Consider the following 15019-nt stretch of genomic DNA (forward strand, 5'->3'; position numbering starts at 1 on the left):
AGGTTATGTCCCAATTACGTGTTGCATGGGGCGCCCCAGCGCCTCATGCAAACATGTTTTGATATTTACGCCTTTTCCGTAACGCTCCAGCATCCGGCGCCAACCCAAGTAGTTCTTCAGGTAGTGCGTCGCCACGCCATGGAACCGCTCCATCCACTCTTTCAACCGATGGTGATATCCGTTCACATGCTGGATGTGATACGCACCGACTACCCGTTCGCCTTGACGATTGCGCACCACCTGATGGGTTATACCCTGTTCCTTGCTGAAACAGGCATACACACCCGCCCCATCGCTACACAGCACCGCATCCGGTGACACCAACGGCTTCAACACTGCGATGACCGTATCGGCATTTATTTTCTCCAACTGGAAATCCGCATGGTGGCCTGCACGGTCTTGTACCACCATCACCGGGATGTAATCTGGCCCGGTTCCACGAGTTCGACCTTTACCACCGCGATGACGTGGTGGACGCGGCAGTCCCCGCTGCCCCTTGAACGATTCAAGGAAGAAGGTCTCATCCACCTCAACAATGCCCTCTTCCCGGGTGGCCTGATGGGTTGCCATCGCGCGCAAGAATCGGTGACGCCAGAGGAACGCGGTGTTTTTGCTGACCCCACAGCGCCGCGCGGCCTGGCGGACAGTCAGTCCTTCGATGAGAGCTTGCGCGTAGTCTTCCCAGCACTGTGCTTTACGCAATCTGGCCAAGGGCGTCTTGGTCAGAACGGTGCTGGTGCGCAGACACAGTTTGCAACGGTAGCGGCGCAGTCCCCGACTCCATCCCCAAGGCGCCAGCTGGGTAACATCGGCCTGACAATGGGGGCAGCCACTGCATGCCGGTAACTGAGTATTGAGCGAGGTAATGGTGTGGGGTGCAGTAAGCTCCTGCTGAGCAACACGGCGCTGGCGCAGGGTTAACTGGGGAAAAAGGGACAACAGGTGTTGAAAGGCTGGGGTATCCATGATGGTAGACCTCAAGGTGATGGCCTACTTCAAGATTAGCCTTTCAACACGTAATTGGGACAGAGCCATAACAAAAGGGGTCACACCGGTGACCCCTTTTGCTGCGTTATTCAAGAGCCTGTCAGGCTCGCACCGTATTTAGAGCAGGATCACTCCTGATCGAAATAATCCGCAGGCACCGCAACCACAGCACCGGTCGCCACCTCTTCGGCGATCACCTCAGCCAGCGAGCGCAGATGAAACTTGATCTGTCCGGAGGGCAACATCAGGCCAATATCGGGGTTGCGGGTATCCTGCATGTTGCCGGTTTTGAATGGCTGCTCGGGATAGCGCGCTACCAGATCTTGCAGTGAAGTAACCACCAGCTCGATATGTTCCAGCCCCGCCTGATGGACGCGACCTGGTTTCGGTGCAGCCAGCTCGATACAGGGTACCTGTACCTCACCAGCCAACAGAGGCTGATGCAACTGATAGGTGGCGATGGGACGTCCGCCAATCATACCCTCCACCAGCAAGGAGCCCGCCTCAGCCAGCACAGCACATAGCGCGCGGTACTCCTGCAGGGTAGCCGCCCGATAACAGAGGTGATCTACCGTTGGCCGGGAAATGGTGACGCCAGTGGCGGCCAGTTCGGCCAACAGCTGAGAAACAAATGGGGCCATTGGCCCCAGTGTGGAATCGAGTGGATGGGACATGCTTACCATTTCTTCTTGGGTTGAAACAGGACATCGAGCTCGTCGGCTTCCTTGTCCTTGATGTTTTGCAGATCCTGCGCGCTATTTTGCTGCTGCAGCTCTTCAAGCTCCTTGAGCCCCTGACGCATATCTTCTTCACGGGCCAGCAGATAGGGATCCTTGTCGCCCACGCTCGCCATGGCAGAGAGTCCCTTGGTATAGAGCTGGCGGCAAGTGCCATATTGGCCCTGAATGCGGGCATCCATCGCCCGCTTGACCAGATTGGAGATGTTGATCTTGAGCTGCATCAGCTCGAGGCGGCGCTCTTCCTGGGCAAACCCCTGAGGGTCAATCTTGCCCTTGTTGTGCTCGACCCGCAGCACGGCCCGCATCTTCTTGACCAGCTGCAGCATCTGGATCGCCTGACGATCGGACTCCGGGGTCTTGAACTGCCCCTCATCCTGCACGCTGTAGTTCTCCTGCACATTCTTGATCTGGGTCTGCACATCAACGATGCGCTGCTTGATCTGATTGTTCGGCATCACCTGGGCGATGGCGCGATAGGCATCGAGGATCCGGTGCTGCAACAGCAACACCATGTTCTTGGAGAAAGGCACCAGATTGACGTTCAGCAACACCTCTTCGGTCTCGTCAGCCACCGTCTTGTGTCTGGCAACGGCGTGACGCTTGTCCGCCTCTGCCTTCTGCTTATATTGCTGCACCACGTTATAGGCGATAACCAAAAACAGGAGTGCGCCAATAGACAGCAATACCAAAGTTAAAATCATAGGATGTCCAAACCCCTGTTCCTATCCAATTGCGCGATCCTACAACAGCTTACCCACTTAAGGTAGCCTGCAGATCCCCCCTTGCCCACGATTTGTCACCAAGCTGTGCCCCCGGTCTCAGGGAGAGATTGCAGGATCAGGGGATGATGACCATGACGGTCACCTCCCCATAGTATCGCCCATCAGCGCCATTACTTAAGGTTAAAGCCCCGCGATTGCAGGAATCCCAGCATGAAAGGGCGGGACTCCTTGCCCAGAATGGCGCGGATCTGGCCGCTCCAGGTCTGCTGCTTGTTGTTGCTGCTGCGGGCCTGATAGTAGTCCGCGATCTGCTGATCGTACCGGGCCAGCAGGTCGCGATCCAGCTCGTGCTGGTAGCGCTCCTGATGCACCACCAATCCCCTGGGCAGACGGGGTTTCTGCTCCGGCTGCTGAGCAGGATGACCAAGGCAGAGGCCAAACAGCGGGATCACCTGATGGGGCAAGCCGAGCAGTTCGCTCACCTCGGCCGGATGGTTGCGAATGCCGCCGATATAGACCCCGCCCAGCCCCAGCGACTGCGCCGCCAGCAAGGCGTTTTGCGCCATCAGGGCGCCGTCGATGGCTCCGATCAGCAACTGCTCCGCATAGCCGGTCTGGGCCTCGGGCACGATCTGGGTGTGGCGGTGGTAATCGGCGCAGAAGACCAGAAACTCGGCCGCCTGCACCACATAGGGTTGATTGCCCGCCAGCATGGCCAACTGCTGACGCGCCTCGGGCTCGCAGACTCGCACAATACTGGTCACCTGCAAAAAGCTCGAGGTTGAGGCGGACTGGGCGGCGGCGAGAATGGCATCCAGCTGCTGCGGGGCGATCGGCTCGGCAGTGAACTGACGAATGGAGCGATGGGAAAGGATAAGATCGATGGTCTGATTCATGGCACCTCCAAAATGAGGTAACACCATAGCGAAAAAAACGAGGGAGCCCAAGGCTCCCTCGCACACCCAGCTTAAGGGGCCGGATAGACGTAAGGGGCTTGCAACCCGAGCGGGAATCCGAGCGCCCAGTAGAGCAGCAGGAAAATCGTCCAGCTCACCAGGAAGGCCAGCGAGTAGGGCAGCATCATGGAGACCAGAGTACCGATCCCGGTGCTCTTCACATACTGCTGGCAATAGACCACCACCAGCGGGAAGAAGACCATCAGCGGGGTGATGATGTTGGAGGCGGAATCCCCGACCCGATAGGCCGCCTGGGTCAGCTCGGGGGAGATCCCCACCGCCATCAGCATGGGTACCAGGATCGGACTGATCAACGCCCACTTGGCGGAGGCCGAGCCGACTACCAGATTGACGCTGGCGGTGAGCAGGATCATCCCGACGATGGTCACCTCACCGGGCAGCGCCAGCGCATAAAGCACTTCGGCACCGGAGAGGGCCAGCAGGGTGCCCAGATTGGAGTCACCAAACGCCTTGATAAAGAGCGCACAGAAGAAGGCCATCACCATGTAGGAGCCCATCTTGTTCATGGTGGCCGACATGGCATCGATCACATCCTTGCCACTCTTGAAGCTGCCTGCGACAAAGCCGTAGACAATCCCGGGCAGGATAAAGAGCAGGAAGATGAGCGGCACAATGGACTTCATCACCGGCGCGGCAAAGGTGGTCAGGGAGCCATCGGCAGCACGCAGCGGTGAATCGCTCGGGGAGAGCGCCAGCGCCAGCAGCACGATAGCCGCCAGCATGGCAAACCCGGCCCAGTTGAAGGCCCGGCTCTCTTGCGCGCTGTAGCGCCCCATCTCGTCGGCACTCTCCAGATCCTCGTTGAGCGCCACATGCTTGAGGCGCGGCTCCACCACCTTTTCGGTGATGAACCAGCCGACGCAGATGATCAGCAACGAAGAGGCACCGGTAAAGATGATATTGCACAGGGTGTTGACCATGTAGTCAGGATCGAGCAACTGAGCGGCGGACTGGGTAAAGCCCTGCAGCAGCGCATCCCCGCCGGAGGGCAGGAAGTTGGCGGCAAAACCGCCGGAAACGCCGGCAAAGGCAGCGGCGATCCCCGCCAGCGGATGGCGTCCGGCAGCGTGGAAGATGATGCCACCGATGGGGATCACCAGCACATAACCCGCATCTGCGGCGGTGTGGCTGACGATCGCTACCAGGATCAGCATGGGAGTGAGAAAACGGGCAGGCGTCACTTTGAGCAACTTTTTCAGACCGGTATTGATAAAACCGGACTGCTCGGCCACCCCGACCCCGAGCATGGCCACCAGCACGATCCCCAGCGGGGCAAAGCCGGTAAAGGTGGTCACCATGGTGGAGAGAAACTCGGCCAGACCGGCACCGGTCAGCAGGTTGTTGACCACTACCGCCTCCCCGGTACGGGGATTGACCAGATCAAACTGGAATTGTGACAACACCCAGGAGCCGACCCAGACGATCAACAAGGCGTAGAGGAACAGCATGGCGGGGTCGGGTAATTTGTTCCCGGCTTTCTCGACGCCATTGAGGAAACGGTTCAGCCAACCTTTGGGAGGGCTGGCTGGACGGTCATTGACAGCAGCATGACTCATTATTGCGATACTCCTTTCCCTAGAAACGAGGTCGCATGCTAGCAACTCCAGCCAATCCGTCTCATGACCGATCGCAAAAGAATGATTAATTTTGATTAAATATTGCGGAATAAAATCCCAAGTTGTGGCCTAACGCACACTTGTTACTCTGCCATCACGACATCTAGCAGTGGATAACGCCCGACCTGGCACTCCACCACGAAACCGCTCGCCTCGACTTGTGCCACTGTCAGCGGCTTGCTGAACAGATATCCCTGGAACACATGGCACCCCTGGGTCTGCAGAGCGGCCAGCTCGTGAGGCTCCTCCACCCCTTCGGCCATGATCCCCAATCCCAGATTGGTGGCCATGGCCGCAGTCGCCCGGATCACCGGCAAGTTGAGGCCGACCACGAAGGAGCGATCCAGCTTGATGTTGTTGATCGGCAACCGGTTGAGATAGGCCAGCGAGGAGTAGCCGGTACCGAAATCGTCGATGGCAATCTTGATCCCCTGCTCGCTCAAATCGTCGAGAATGCCGAGGCACCCCTTCATATCGAGCATCAGCACGGTTTCGGTCAGCTCCAGCGTCAACAGGGAGGCATCCACCCCGTGCAGCTCCAGCTGCTGGCGAACTTGCCCGGGCAACGCCGACGAGAGCTGGAAACCGGAGAGGTTGACGGAGACCGGCACTCGCTGATGGAAGCGCTTCTGCCAGCTGGCGACCTGTGCCAGCGCGGTGGAGAGCACCCAGCTGCCGATCTCGCGGATCAGCCCCATCTCTTCGGCCAGCGGGATAAATTCCACCGGCGAGACATGGCCGAGCACCGGGTTGTACCAACGCAGCAGGGCCTCGTAACCGATCAGACGCCGTTTGGCGGCATCGACCTGCGGCTGGTAACAGAGGCTCAGCTCCTGACGGCCGATGGCCTTGGCCAGAAACTGTTTGAGATTGAGCTTGCGCTGCAGGGTCTGTTGCATGCTGGGGGTGAAACGCTGCCAGCGCAGCCGCCCCATCTGCTTGGCCTGATACATGGCCATATCGGCACGGGTGATAAGGTTGTCCCCGTCATCTGCATCATCGGGATAAATGGCGATACCGATACTGCCACCGATGGTCACCTCCGGCAGCCCGCTCAGTTGCAGCGGCTTGGTCATCTGGGAGAGCATCTGATCGGCCACCTCTTGCGCCCGATCCCCCTGATTGCCCAGCGGCACCAGTGCGGTGAATTCATCGCCACCGAGGCGAGCCAGCTCCACATCCCGCGGGCAAATCTGTTTGAGGCGACCGGCGACCCGCTCCAGCAGGCGATCTCCCGCCTTGTGGCCGTAGTTGTCGTTGACCAACTTGAAGTTGTCCAGATCCATGAACACCAGCGCGAAACGCTCCCCCAGCCCGCAATAGGCCTCAAGGGATTTCATCAAGCCATAGCGATTGAGCAGGCCGGTCAGGGAGTCGTGCCAGGCGAGGTGGCGATGCTCCAGCTCTTCGAGTTTGCGATCGGTAATATCCCGCATGGTGAGCAGAATGCGGGCCCCCTGCTGGATATAGCGGAACTGATACTGGAACCAGCGCATCCCCTTGAGGGTACGGCACTCCCCCTCGGTCACAACTTCATCGAGACGGGAGAGCTTCTGGTAGAAGCTGTCATCATTGCCGGAGAAAACCTGGGAGAGCTTGGCGACCTGATGGCCGAAACACATTTCGAAGTGATAGTTGCCACTCTCGAACACACCATGGCTATCGAACAGGCAGGCAAGGGTATCGCCGGTTGCCAGCGAGGACTCCTGATAGAGGGTATCGGAGTCGAGCACCGCTTCGGTCATCATCATCAGCCGGCCAGCCAGTTGAATACCGGAGAGGCGCAGATAGATCTGCTTCTTGACCCCCTTTGGGGAGAGGGTCCACCACTCGTTGTAACTGCGCCCCTGCTGAAAATCACCCAGATAGCGCTGTAGCAGCAGATCGATGGCGGTTGCCATATCGGCAGAGAAGTCGCGGGAGCAGAGTTCGTCGAGAGACGTCGCCTCCCACACGGAGAGCGCGGCGCTGTTTGCCCAGAAAATATGGTGATGCTCGATGTCATAAACCCAGATCGGGGTATGCAGAACATCCATCGTCTTCAGTAACCGTTCGTCAAGCGTATTCATCTGGTCAAGGTCATTCATGCTGGATGGTCACTGGTTAACCGGAAAACAGATCTGGCAAACCGCTAGCTGCAGAATGCAAGGTGCAAATACCTCTCGGCCATTATCCCTTTTCACATAGCCAAGAGCGGACAAAACTATTTCAGATATCAACAACAGGGCAGCCTGTACGGCAATACTACAAAGGACTCAGCCAAGGACCCTGTTAATCCAAGCAAATCATATAGTCGATTTTTAACTTTTTTCCCCAGTAAAAACAAGCACTAAGAGCTATCCACTCGAGACCTTGAAAGAGCAATTGCATATTTGCTGCGATAAATTTGTTATTAACATTTAAATCAATGGTGGAAATAGTCATCACTCTCTGTCACAAAGCTTCCATTAATTAACCAAGCGGATGGATAAACAGCCAAAAAAACGCCAAATCGGACAAAAATAGTTCACTAAGGCGGAATTGATATACCCCAAATTCATTTTTCAACAGGCAATGAGCAAAACCCGAATATATGATCTGCATCACATTGACTGGGGATGGAAAACTGCCCCGGCTGAGCACGCAGAGCAACCCTGTGTCCTTCCATCAGGTTGCAATATCGGCCTTCGCCTGCGGTTATAGCGGAACAAATCAGGGAATATGGCAAACATCACTGCCGCAGTACCATTTGGCATCGTGCCGAAATAATCACCAGCTCGGGGAAACTGAGATGACGGGCGGGTGGATAACTGGTATCAACAGAAATCGAATCCAGATCAATTAAACGCTGAATTACCCTTGCCAACCCGGAACGCTCTTTTTATGGTTGCTCCCTTGTTACACCCAGAACAGCGTTTATGAAGCACATCGAAGAGTTCTACCTGTTCGTCAAGGTGGTGCAAGAGGGAGGATTCTCCCACGCTGCAGCCGCACTGGGCATGCCAACAGGCACCATCAGTCGACGCATTTCCCAGCTGGAAGAGCAACTGGGTTGCTCCCTGCTACATCGCTCTACCCGCAAGCTCCGCCTTACCGATGATGGCCTCAGATACTACGAACGTCTCTGCACGCCACTCGCGCAAATCGAGCAGGCCACCAGCGAGATCCAGGGTCAAGAGGCCGATATCACAGGGCTTATCCGGATAGCTGCGCCGATCGCGCTCTCCAACACCATCCTCATCGATATGCTGGCCGAATTCGGACTGCACTATCCCGAGGTACAGTTCGATATTACCCAGACCAATGATCACCAGCACCTGTTCGACAATGATCGGGATCTGGTGTTCTTCAACGGTGAGCTGCCCCAGTCGCTGCCCAATGCGATCTGTCTCGGCCATATCGAGTACGGCCTGTTTGCCTCACCACTCTATTTGACCAAGAAGGGCACTCCCTCCCATCCCAACCAGCTGGAAGAGCATGATCTCATCTACTGCTGGCCTCACCAGCACTGGCAGCTGACCGACAAGGATGGCCAGAGCGTCTGCATCAAACGCAGCGCCAAACTGACCGTCAACCAGACCCAGGCCGCGGTACGCGCAGCCCGGCGTCATCTGGGGATCGTCAATGCCCCGCTGCACTATCTGAGCAGCTTCCTCCATGACGAGCAGCTGGTGCCGGTACTGACCGACTGGCAAACCGGCAATCGCCCCTTCTACATGTTGTGTTGCCAGCACCAGTTCGCTCCGTTGCGTGTTAAGATGTTCGTTGAATTTGTTGAAAAATACTCAGCACGCTATCGCAATCGGCAGTGGGACAACCAATTTTCACAAGGTGATAGCCTCACCCATTGCATCTGACCGTTAGCGGGCCACACTTATAGCATCCCTTGCCAACAGAGCCTGCCTAACGCCATGAATGTATTGATATGTGATGACTCCGGGTTTGCCCGCAAACAGCTGGCGCGGGCGCTCCCGGCCGACTGGAAAGTCGATTTGCACTACGCAGCCAATGGTCTCGAAGGGATCGAACAGGTGCTGATGGGTCATGGCGATCTCATCTTCCTCGATCTGACCATGCCGGAAATGGACGGTTACGGCGTGCTGGAGACCCTCCAACGGGAGGGTCTACGCAACAAGGTGATCGTGGTCTCCGGGGATATCCAACCAGAGGCCTATCAACGGGTCATGGGGCTGGGGGCGCTCGATTTCATCAAGAAACCCGCCGCCCCAGAAACCCTGCTCGCCCTGCTCAAAAAGCATGATTTCTGGAGTGCCGCCCCGAGCGGTCAACCAAGCGCCCCCGAGCAGCAGCCAAACGGCGTTGTAGCCGATGCAGGCGTCAAGATCACCCCCGAAATCCGCGATGTCTATCAGGAGCTGGCCAACGTCTCCATGGGTCAGGCGGCCGACTTGCTGGCTCGTCTGCTCAACGCCTTCGTGGTACTGCCTATCCCCAACGTCAACGTGCTGGAAGTATCAGAGTTGCATATGGCCCTCTCGGCCGCTGCGGATTCAGATACCCTCTCCGCCGTCTGTCAGGGGTTTATCGGAGCTGGGATCGCCGGTGAAGCGCTGATCCTGTTCCATGACTCCAGCTTCAAAGATTTGGCCAAGCTGATGAACCATCAGGGGACGCTGGATCGCACCGCCGAACTGGAGCTGTTGATGGATACCGCCAACGTGCTGATCGGCGCCTTCCTGCGCGGCTACGCCAACCAGCTCGACACCCCCTTCAGTCAGGGGCATCCGGTGGTGCTCGGCCAGCACAGACCCATCAACGAGCTGATCAACACCAACAAGAGTCGCTGGCGCCGCACGCTCGCCATCGAGATCAACTACCGGATCCAGGATTACGCGGTGCAGTGTGATCTGCTGCTGCTGTTTACCGAAGATTCCATCGCCACCATGAACAACAAAATCATGCACATGCTCTAGGAGTGACTATGGAAATCCGTGAATTTCATTGGTTGATGAACATAGTCCAGAACCTGGACGTAGGCCTGGTAGTGCTCGACAAGGAGTACAAGGTACAGGTGTGGAACGGCTTTATGGAGAGCCACAGCGGCCGACTGGCCAGTGACGTGCGCGATGGCGTACTGTTCGAGCTCTTCCCCGATGTGGACAGAGCCTGGTTCGAGCGCAAGGCCAACATGGTCTTCAAGCTCAACAACCGCGCCTTCAGTACCTGGGAGCAGAAGCCCTATCTGCTACGTTTCTCCAACTACCGCCCCATTACCGGCTCGGCCCCCCACATGTTCCAGAACCTGACGCTGGTACCACTGGCCGATTTCGGCGGTCAGGTGACCCACATCGCGGTGATGATCTACGATGCCACCGATGAGGCCATGCTGATGAGCGGCCAGCGGCAGGCTTGAGCTTGCAGCAAATAACAGAGGGCGCCGCGGCGCCCTCTGTTATTTCGGTATGAACAGGTCTTGGTATAACCTCTACCTGACCAGCCGTCTCAACGCGCCCCGAGATACTCGGTGAAGGCGTCGATCACCTCTTCAATATCGTCATCGTTGATCTGCAGATGAGTCACCAGCCGCAGCTCGCCGTAACCGGAGAAGAGGATACCCCGCTCCTTCATAAAAGCGAGCAGAGGGGCCGATTCCCCCTCACGCAGCCGCAGGAACACCATGTTGCTCTGCACCAGCGAGAGGTCGAGCTCGATGCCCGGCAGTGCAGCCAACCCTTCGGCCAGCCGTTTGGCACGGCGGTGATCATCGGCCAGGCGGGTCACATGCTGCTCGAGGGCAAACAGACCGGCTTGCGCCAGAATCCCCGCCTGACGCATGCCACCTCCCAGCATCTTGCGTAGGCGGCGCGCACGGGCGATGAAATCGTGGCTGCCCACCAGCAGCGAGCCCACCGGAGCCCCCAACCCCTTGGAGAGACAAATAGAGATGCTATCAAATGGAGCGGCGATCACCTCGACCGGGGTCTCGCTGGCCACGGCGGCGTTAAAGAGCCGGGCGCCATCGAGATGAAGCTTCAAGCCACGTTCAGCAACAAATGCCCCCATCTCCTGCAGATAGGAGAGCGGCAGCACCTTGCCGTTGTGGGTGTTCTCAAGGCAGATCAGGCGAGTCTGGACGAAGTGGGCATCATCAGGGGCCAGCGCGGCCTTGATATCATCGAATGCCAGTGTGCCATCGCGCTGCATCGGCAAGGGTTGCAGGGCTACGGAGCCCAGCACGGCACTCCCCTGCGCTTCATAGCGATAGATGTGAGCGGCGTTGCCGAGGATGGCCCCCTCACCGCGCTGACAGTGGCTCATCACCGCCAACAGATTGGACATGGTGCCGGACGGTACAAACAGCGCCGCCTGTTTGCCCAGCAATCTGGCCCCAAAGGCCTCCAGCGCGTTGACGCCCGGATCTTCACCATAGACATCGTCACCGACTTCGGCGTGGAGCATGGCTTGACGCATGGCGTCAGTAGGCTGGGTGACGGTGTCACTTCGTAAATCGATATAGCGCATGAGATCCCTCCTGAAACAGGAGAGTGACGTTAGCTATGCGCCCCTCGCTTGGCAAGGGGCGCATGAGCAGAATGTGAAGCCAATAGACGTCCATAGAACCCGCAGGCGGGATTTACCAAGGCAGCGGCTGACCGTTGAGATCCAGTAGCTGACCCGATTGGGTCAACGATAACCCCTTGATTAGATTGAGCAGTTTCACCGCCACCTCGGCAGGATCCTGTAATTGTTCCAAAGGCAACTCGCTCAGAAAGGGAGCGTTCATCGGGGAGTCCATCAAGCCGGGCGCTACTGCCACCACCCCTGCTTGCGGGAAACGCTGCGCCCACTCAAGGGCCAGAGTTTTCACCCCCATGTCGAGGGCCGCCTTGCTCATCCGGTAGCTGTAACGTCCCCCCTCCAGATTGGCGGTGATGGAGCCCGCCAGATCAGAGATGGCGCAGAGCCACAGCGGATGGTCATTGCCCATCAACCGACTGAAACGGGCAGCCAGCGCCAGTGTTGGCCAGGCATTGGCCAGCAGGCTGTCGCACAGCCACTTGGGGTGCACCTCTTCGACCCGCCGCTCTGGCATAAAGCTGACATCGTGCAACAGGCCGATGGTGTTGATCACCACAGTGGGAAGCGGATCGGTGTCGTAGAGGGTAAACAGGGCGTCGAACGAGATGGCGTCCACCTCTTGCAGCGGGAAGAAAGCCCCCATCTCGATCCCTTTTGGATAGGTGCGCCCGGCCAGAAGGAAGGACTCCCCCCTTGCCATCAGCTCTCTTGCCAGCGCCGAGCCCAGCGCACCGCTTCCGAGGATCAAGTAGCTCATCGCCCATTCCATGGAGAGTTATCTTGCTTAGAGCGTATCAGAATAATCAACCGGCCGTGACACGACCAAAGGGTAATATGCCCCTCATCACGCTTCCCCCAGATGGCGACCAAACTCCCGCGCCAGCGCCAAGTCGAGAAAACCGTCCGCTTTCTTGTGGGTGCGCAAAAACTGGTAATAGGCGAGCAGGGTGACCAGTGCCTCCTCATCGGGCAGCCCCACCCCGGGTTGCTGCTCGCCCAGCAGTAGTTGCGCCGCTGCCAGCGCCTCCCTGTCTACCACTTCCGCCTGACGGTAGAGATAACCGCAGCCGGTTGCCAGCCACTCCAACGAGCAGTTGGCCCCCATGGCGATCTGGTTGGCCCGCGCCAGGCCAGGCTCGGCTCCCTTCAAATATTTGCGGATCAGCGCTTCACTGAGCCCCACCTTGCGGGCAAACGCGCTCACGCTCATCTCCCCGATCAGGCTCTGCAAGCGCTCGGCAAATCCTTCCATCCAACTCTCTCCTACTCTGCGATCAGAACCAAAGTTCGAATCATGCCACTGCCCATTATTGCTTTGCCAACCACATGAGGCCAAGATGCCCGCAGTCATCTATGTTGCGCATCGTTTTCGCATCGTGTTTTTCAAGGAGTCAACCATGTCTGTATCCCGTGTCGCCCTGCATCCGCAAGGCCCCACCTTCTCTCGCCTCATCATGGGTTACTGGCGCCTGATGGAGTGGCAGCTCTCTCCGGCCGCTCTGCTCGATCTGATGAAATATCATCTGGATCTGGGGGTCACCACCATCGATCACGCCGATATCTATGGTGGCTACCAGTGCGAAGAGGCCTTTGGTCGCGCCCTGCGCCTCGAGCCTTCCCTGCGCAGCCGGATGGAGATCGTCACCAAGTGCGGTATCGCCCTCACCGCCAAGCCGGAGCATGCTCTCAACCACTACAACACCGGCAAGGACCATATCATCGCCAGCGCCGAGGCCTCGCTGCGCAAGCTCGGCACCGACCATCTGGACCTGCTGCTGATCCACCGCCCGGATCCCCTGATGAACGCCGATGAAGTGGCCGACGCCTTTATCACCCTGAAACAGGCGGGCAAGATCAAGCACGCCGGGGTATCCAACTTCACCGCCCGTCAGTTCGAGCTACTGCAATCGCGCCTCCCCTTCCCGCTGGTCACCAACCAGCTGGAGATCTCGCCGCTTCATCAGGAAGGGACCCTCGATGGTACCCTGGATCAGTGCCAGCAACTTGGCATCAAGCCGATGGCCTGGTCATGTCTCGGCGGCGGCCGACTGTTCAGCGATGACACCTATGCCCCGCTGCGTGCCGAACTGGAGCAGATCCGTCAGGAAGTGGGTGCCCAGACTATCGAGCAGGTGGTCTACGCCTGGGTAATGATGCTGCCAAGCCAGCCGCTGCCATTGATTGGCTCCGGCAAACGGGAGCGGATTGCTGCCGCCGTGGCCGCCGAATCCATCGCCCTCAATCGCCAGCAGTGGTTCCGCATCCGCAAGGCAGCGCTCGGTTACGACGTCCCCTGATAACAGCAAAACGTCCAGAAACAAAAACGGCATGGGGGAAACCCATGCCGTTTTTTTATTGCCGAGGTACCTTAGCGGTGGCGCTGTTGCGGGCGACCACGGGGAGCATCTGTCTTCGGTTTGGCCTGGTTGACGGTGATGGTACGGCCACCGACTTCTGTGCCATGCAGACCAGCGATGGCCTTCTCGGCATCACCATTGACCGGCATTTCAATAAAACCAAACCCCTTTGACTGGCCGGTATCGCGGTCGATGATGATATCAACCTTGTCGACCTGTCCAAACTGGCTGAACAGGGTTTTCAGTTCGTCGGCCGTCATCCGGTACGACAGATTTCCTACGTAAATCTTCATGCCATCCACTCTCGATTCAAGGTGCCTTCTCTATGCAATTCCCAGCATAACGGTAAGGGCACAACCCCTATGCCGGACCTGCCATGGCTTCATGCCGTGGCCTTCTCCACACTGTCGTCAAGTGATTGATCTCTTGGGTTAACAGTGCAGACAAGATCAATTCGAGTCACTGGCAGTATCTGAGCTTTGCCGGGAATTGTCGAGAAAATAGTCGACTCAGGCTGCTTGCAGATCTGACAACCGTTGCGCCAGCATCCGGCGACCGTGCCAGGCCCGTTTAAAGCCGAAGCGATAGACCGACGGGCTCACCAGATGCAGCTCCCCCGCCTTGAGATCCAGCAAGGCCATGGCCGCCGCCAGCTCCTCTTCACTCAGTTGCAGATCGAGGCTGAAGTCGAGCCACTGGCCGTCGTGACCCACTCGCCGCTCCCGCTCGAGCGCCACCAGCTGGCTGCGGGGCAGCGCCAGCGCTTCATCCTTATTCCCATTGAGCAGATAGATATGCTGTTCATCCCACCCCAGCTCCGCCAGGCGCCAGGGCTGCCAGCTGCGGGGCAGCGACACCATGATCCCGGTGATGCCACCAAAGACCACACCCACCCAGTTGAGCAGCGCCATGGCGCCCCAGCCATCCCACAAGGAGGCCACCACCACGCCCCAACTCACCAGCAACAGCAGAAAAATGACGCAGCGATAGCGAACCGCTGGCGGCATCAACAGTTGCACCTGGGAACCGGCAAGCAAGGATGTAATACGCATGAAAAGCTCCTGTCATCACGAAATGGCGCCATTGTGAATAGCCATCAGG

The 15019-nt window shown here is 58.0% G+C and carries 15 protein-coding genes; 4 read left to right on the forward strand and 11 right to left on the reverse strand.

What is annotated here, in order from left to right:
- Window positions 1-3: 3 nt before the first annotated feature.
- The 6 genes from AB5Y73_RS07540 to AB5Y73_RS07565 all read right to left on the reverse strand — a co-directional run bounded on the left by AB5Y73_RS07540 (window position 4) and on the right by AB5Y73_RS07565 (window position 7078).
- Window positions 4-966, reverse strand: a complete 963-nt coding sequence (locus tag AB5Y73_RS07540) for an IS1595 family transposase (RefSeq protein ID WP_279499216.1) — start codon at window positions 964-966, stop codon at window positions 4-6.
- Between the two features lie 149 nt (window positions 967-1115).
- On the reverse strand, window positions 1116-1670 hold the full coding sequence (locus AB5Y73_RS07545; protein WP_181497379.1) for a VOC family protein: 555 nt from the start codon (window positions 1668-1670) through the stop codon (window positions 1116-1118).
- Window positions 1664-2428 carry a hypothetical protein gene (locus tag AB5Y73_RS07550; RefSeq protein WP_005337161.1) on the reverse strand — a complete coding sequence of 255 codons (765 nt, stop codon included), beginning with the start codon at window positions 2426-2428 and terminating at the stop codon, window positions 1664-1666. Before AB5Y73_RS07550 ends, AB5Y73_RS07545 begins: the two co-directional genes overlap by 7 nt.
- 191 nt (window positions 2429-2619) lie before the next feature.
- Window positions 2620-3345, reverse strand: a complete 726-nt coding sequence (gene nfsA / locus AB5Y73_RS07555; RefSeq protein ID WP_005351148.1) for an oxygen-insensitive NADPH nitroreductase — start codon at window positions 3343-3345, stop codon at window positions 2620-2622.
- 71 nt (window positions 3346-3416) lie between these two features.
- Window positions 3417-4982 carry an AbgT family transporter gene (locus tag AB5Y73_RS07560; RefSeq protein ID WP_118853982.1) on the reverse strand — a complete coding sequence of 522 codons (1566 nt, stop codon included), beginning with the start codon at window positions 4980-4982 and terminating at the stop codon, window positions 3417-3419.
- Between the two features lie 143 nt (window positions 4983-5125).
- Entirely contained in the window at window positions 5126-7078 is a 1953-nt protein-coding gene (locus AB5Y73_RS07565; protein ID WP_118853983.1) for a bifunctional diguanylate cyclase/phosphodiesterase, read from the reverse strand.
- Window positions 7079-7939: 861 nt separating this feature from the next.
- Here AB5Y73_RS07565 and AB5Y73_RS07570 point away from each other — a divergent pair.
- From AB5Y73_RS07570 to AB5Y73_RS07580, 3 genes are read left to right on the forward strand one after another with little or no spacing between them, the layout of a single operon-like run.
- A complete protein-coding gene (locus AB5Y73_RS07570) occupies window positions 7940-8878 on the forward strand; it encodes a LysR family transcriptional regulator (protein ID WP_005337171.1) in 939 nt (312 codons plus the stop codon).
- Window positions 8879-8932: 54 nt separating this feature from the next.
- Window positions 8933-9955, forward strand: a complete 1023-nt coding sequence (locus AB5Y73_RS07575; protein ID WP_047438363.1) for a response regulator — start codon at window positions 8933-8935, stop codon at window positions 9953-9955.
- Window positions 9956-9963: 8 nt separating this feature from the next.
- A complete protein-coding gene (locus AB5Y73_RS07580; RefSeq protein WP_005337175.1) occupies window positions 9964-10395 on the forward strand; it encodes a PAS domain-containing protein in 432 nt (143 codons plus the stop codon).
- Window positions 10396-10484: 89 nt separating this feature from the next.
- Here AB5Y73_RS07580 and ltaE read toward each other — a convergent pair whose 3' ends face one another.
- From ltaE to AB5Y73_RS07595, 3 genes are all read right to left on the reverse strand, one after another.
- Complete coding sequence (gene ltaE, locus AB5Y73_RS07585) at window positions 10485-11504, reverse strand: low-specificity L-threonine aldolase (protein WP_005351141.1); 1020 nt, start codon at window positions 11502-11504, stop codon at window positions 10485-10487.
- 112 nt (window positions 11505-11616) lie between these two features.
- The gene (locus tag AB5Y73_RS07590; RefSeq protein ID WP_058058415.1) at window positions 11617-12318 is read right to left on the reverse strand and encodes a hypothetical protein; all 702 of its coding nucleotides are present in this window, start codon (window positions 12316-12318) and stop codon (window positions 11617-11619) included.
- Window positions 12319-12405: 87 nt separating this feature from the next.
- Window positions 12406-12813 (reverse strand): helix-turn-helix transcriptional regulator, encoded by a 408-nt coding sequence (locus tag AB5Y73_RS07595; RefSeq protein WP_005351138.1) that lies wholly within the window; start codon window positions 12811-12813, stop codon window positions 12406-12408.
- Window positions 12814-12958: 145 nt separating this feature from the next.
- Between AB5Y73_RS07595 and AB5Y73_RS07600 the strand changes: the two genes are divergently transcribed.
- Window positions 12959-13858: an aldo/keto reductase family oxidoreductase gene (locus AB5Y73_RS07600; protein WP_181497381.1), complete on the forward strand. Its 900-nt coding sequence runs from the start codon at window positions 12959-12961 to the stop codon at window positions 13856-13858.
- A 71-nt stretch (window positions 13859-13929) separates the two neighbouring features.
- On the opposite strand, the gene AB5Y73_RS07605 is transcribed toward AB5Y73_RS07600, so the two are convergent.
- Window positions 13930-14211: an RNA-binding protein gene (locus AB5Y73_RS07605; RefSeq protein ID WP_005337180.1), complete on the reverse strand. Its 282-nt coding sequence runs from the start codon at window positions 14209-14211 to the stop codon at window positions 13930-13932.
- A gap of 216 nt (window positions 14212-14427) precedes the next feature.
- On the reverse strand, window positions 14428-14970 hold the full coding sequence (locus AB5Y73_RS07610) for a hypothetical protein (RefSeq protein ID WP_040069309.1): 543 nt from the start codon (window positions 14968-14970) through the stop codon (window positions 14428-14430).
- Between the last annotated feature and the right edge of the window lie 49 nt (window positions 14971-15019).

This window comes from Aeromonas sp. s7(2024), assembly GCF_040907825.1.
Lineage (GTDB): Bacteria > Pseudomonadota > Gammaproteobacteria > Enterobacterales > Aeromonadaceae > Aeromonas > Aeromonas veronii.

Excerpts from the sequence above, each read along its gene's own strand:
- AB5Y73_RS07540 (WP_279499216.1), bottom strand. The coding sequence starts at position 966 with ATGGATACCCCAGCCTTTCAACACCTGTTGTCCCTTTTTCCCCAGTTA.
- AB5Y73_RS07545 (WP_181497379.1), bottom strand. The coding sequence starts at position 1,670 with ATGGTAAGCATGTCCCATCCACTCGATTCCACACTGGGGCCAATGGCC.
- AB5Y73_RS07550 (WP_005337161.1), bottom strand. The coding sequence starts at position 2,428 with ATGATTTTAACTTTGGTATTGCTGTCTATTGGCGCACTCCTGTTTTTG.
- nfsA (WP_005351148.1), bottom strand. The coding sequence starts at position 3,345 with ATGAATCAGACCATCGATCTTATCCTTTCCCATCGCTCCATTCGTCAG.
- AB5Y73_RS07560 (WP_118853982.1), bottom strand. The coding sequence starts at position 4,982 with ATGAGTCATGCTGCTGTCAATGACCGTCCAGCCAGCCCTCCCAAAGGT.
- AB5Y73_RS07565 (WP_118853983.1), bottom strand. The coding sequence starts at position 7,078 with ATGGATGTTCTGCATACCCCGATCTGGGTTTATGACATCGAGCATCAC.
- AB5Y73_RS07570 (WP_005337171.1), top strand. The coding sequence starts at position 7,940 with ATGAAGCACATCGAAGAGTTCTACCTGTTCGTCAAGGTGGTGCAAGAG.
- AB5Y73_RS07575 (WP_047438363.1), top strand. The coding sequence starts at position 8,933 with ATGAATGTATTGATATGTGATGACTCCGGGTTTGCCCGCAAACAGCTG.
- AB5Y73_RS07580 (WP_005337175.1), top strand. The coding sequence starts at position 9,964 with ATGGAAATCCGTGAATTTCATTGGTTGATGAACATAGTCCAGAACCTG.
- ltaE (WP_005351141.1), bottom strand. The coding sequence starts at position 11,504 with ATGCGCTATATCGATTTACGAAGTGACACCGTCACCCAGCCTACTGAC.
- AB5Y73_RS07590 (WP_058058415.1), bottom strand. The coding sequence starts at position 12,318 with ATGAGCTACTTGATCCTCGGAAGCGGTGCGCTGGGCTCGGCGCTGGCA.
- AB5Y73_RS07595 (WP_005351138.1), bottom strand. The coding sequence starts at position 12,813 with ATGGAAGGATTTGCCGAGCGCTTGCAGAGCCTGATCGGGGAGATGAGC.
- AB5Y73_RS07600 (WP_181497381.1), top strand. The coding sequence starts at position 12,959 with ATGTCTGTATCCCGTGTCGCCCTGCATCCGCAAGGCCCCACCTTCTCT.
- AB5Y73_RS07605 (WP_005337180.1), bottom strand. The coding sequence starts at position 14,211 with ATGAAGATTTACGTAGGAAATCTGTCGTACCGGATGACGGCCGACGAA.
- AB5Y73_RS07610 (WP_040069309.1), bottom strand. The coding sequence starts at position 14,970 with ATGCGTATTACATCCTTGCTTGCCGGTTCCCAGGTGCAACTGTTGATG.